The sequence below is a fragment of the Xenorhabdus sp. SGI240 genome, assembly GCF_040081915.1.
In the GTDB taxonomy this organism is placed as follows: Bacteria; Pseudomonadota; Gammaproteobacteria; order Enterobacterales; family Enterobacteriaceae; genus Xenorhabdus; species Xenorhabdus bakwenae.
Genome location: NZ_JBEBMB010000135.1, coordinates 1 through 2,307, shown reverse-complemented (window position 1 = coordinate 2,307; position 2,307 = coordinate 1). Strand labels below are relative to the sequence as shown.

At 54.0% G+C, this 2,307-nt stretch carries 3 protein-coding genes; all 3 read right to left on the bottom strand.

What is annotated here, in order from left to right; all coding sequences use genetic code 11:
• Positions 1-321 (bottom strand): STY4526/YPO1902 family pathogenicity island replication protein (locus ABLA76_RS17215; RefSeq protein ID WP_348988864.1); only part of this gene is annotated, 321 nt, incomplete at its 3' end.
• An 80-nt stretch (positions 322-401) separates the two neighbouring features.
• On the bottom strand, positions 402-1,988 hold the full coding sequence (locus ABLA76_RS17210) for a ParB family protein (protein ID WP_348988865.1): 1,587 nt from the start codon (positions 1,986-1,988) through the stop codon (positions 402-404).
• Positions 1,989-1,991: 3 nt separating this feature from the next.
• Positions 1,992-2,307, bottom strand: a 316-nt coding sequence (locus ABLA76_RS17205) for a DnaB-like helicase C-terminal domain-containing protein (RefSeq protein WP_348988863.1), incomplete at its 5' end; no start/stop codon positions are given.

The following is a 2,307-nucleotide window of genomic DNA, read 5'->3' as shown; positions in this document are numbered from 1 at the left end:
CAGACTGGACAGGCCAAAAAAATAGTGCATCAGCTCAATAGAGCCGCCTAATTCCAGTGCCCGGTCAATCCGTTTCATCCGCTGCTGCTCGATACGTGCCTGATGCAAGATGCGCACCAGATTGGCGTGATGAATATGGACGCTCAGCACCGACACCGGGCTGTTGCCTAAGTAATGCAAGTCTTCAATCGTCAGGCTCTGCAACATCAGCATCTCTGCGGGGGCCAGCCCCAATGCCTCGCAACGGCGGATATAACCGTTCTTCAAATCCATCACCAGCTGCATCAGCAAACTGTTGGTGGCTTGCGATAAATGATTCATACACTTCCTCCATAATCAGGCCAGTCAAAACGCAATGAATGAACAACACACTGAAAAGCAGGCACCCCGCACTGGTATCGCTACATCGTCAACGTCTCCGGTACAATCTCGCGCTGAAGCTCACGCAAACGACGGATAACCCGGATAAGCCGCAGAAATTTCACGACCCGGGTATCATCCAGCAGAGGCGACTCTTCCCGCCTGGCAGTGCCAAGCAGAACAGCAGTCAGCGTCAGTTCACCGCTGTCAGCCGGGGTTTCTCCGGTCAGGGTGTGCAATAAACGCGAAAAAGGATGGGCATTTTGCGTATTCACCAGACAAAATCCCGCCGAACCCTCTTCCGGCTGTGACAGCAAATCGCTGTCACAGCCCATCACTTCCGCCAGTTCAAACGCCAGCCGGAATGCCATGTTTTGCAGGTGCTCGATATCATCCTGCATCGGGGAAATCGCCCAGACCGAACTGACAGGTTCCAGCCCGGTTTGGGCAAAATGCAGGCATTCTGCTTCAGGAACAGGCAGCGTTGATTCAGGCGGATTATCAGCGTCATCCGGCTGATAAAACGGAATGACCGGATTTTTTCGGGAAGATGTGGCGGACACTTGTGCTTTATCGACCGAAGCGTGTTCTGGTTCAGGTGCCTGCACCTTATCAGTGGCAGGTTGAGAAATTATTCGTGGATTCGATTCCCTATCTGGCACTCGAACCCGCTCCGTTTTTTTCGTCTCAGGCTCTTCCGGCATCGGGTCAAACGTGGTGGCCTGCTCACCAAAGAGTTGTCGGCGGTTGCTTTCTTTCGGATCGAGTTCCAGTACCCAACGGTCATAATTGAGCAGCGGATGTGGCAGGGCCTGCAATAAATCACCAATCAGCTCATCCCGGAACATCTCCGGCGACCAAGTTTCCGGCGCATCAAACTTGCGGCAGCAGGCGCCAAAGACTTCATCAAAGATCAGGGTAGGTTCCGTGTTTATACTGGTGACATGCTGTTGCCAGACCATATCTGCATTTTGGCGTAGCACCAATAAAGGGCGTATCTGCGGTGTTCCCAGCCCGGAGCCGAGTAAATTAGGCATCCACGGGTACAGGTACTGCACGGTATCTTCCATCCGGCTGATATGGCTGGCACTGACGGGGAAACCAGCTTCACTGAGCAGAGCGGATAGTTCCCGCAGGGAAATTCTCTGCTGTTTCTGTTCTTCGTAAATGGCTCTGGCCTTGCAGACGCCTAACGCTTTTTCAATAAAACTGAGATCGCCCCGCAACTCATTTTCGGCTAAATGCCCGATCACACACTGTAAACGCCCCGGCCATGGCTTAAACAGGCAATGTACCCGATAAAAACGTTCATCTCCGGTTTCCTGCCACAGCTCGGACAGAATTTGATAGCGCGTATTCCCGCCATCACTGAAGATGTAGGCTTCGTCACCCTCCGGATCACGCGTGACTTTCGGCACCGTATCCAGCCCACGGGCTTTGATCGACGCCTTGATATCGTCATAACGCGGGTTGCGACTGGTGCGGGGGTTATCCGGATTGGGGCGTAGCTGATCTAATGTCAGTACCATCGGCATTTCCGCCATCGGCGGGCTGTCATTGCGGGTAGCCTCAGCCTGTCGTCCCTGCTGTAACAAGGCGCGGCCTAAATGCAACGTATTGCGTCCCATCATTTACCTCCTGTCGCTGTCGATATCAGAAAAACGCGTATACCGGCCGTCAAACCGCACACGCACCGTGCCGGTCGGTCCCTGACGCTGCTTACCGATAATGATTTCGGCCATCCCAACGTCCGGTGTTTCCGGGTGGTAGACTTCATCGCGGTACAGGTGCAATATCAAGTCAGCGTCCTGCTCCAGTGAGCCGGAATCGCGTAAATCGCCGTTGTTAGGGCGTTTATCCGGGCGGTTTTCGGCTTGTCGGTTTAGCTGGGACAGTGCCAGTATCGGGCATTCCAGCTCTTTGCCTAACGCTTTCAGGCTGCGGGAG

Bases quoted from the DNA above. Each gene is read 5' to 3' on its own strand.
- ABLA76_RS17210 (WP_348988865.1), bottom strand. From the start codon at position 1,988: ATGGGACGCAATACGTTGCATTTAGGCCGCGCCTTGTTACAGCAGGGA.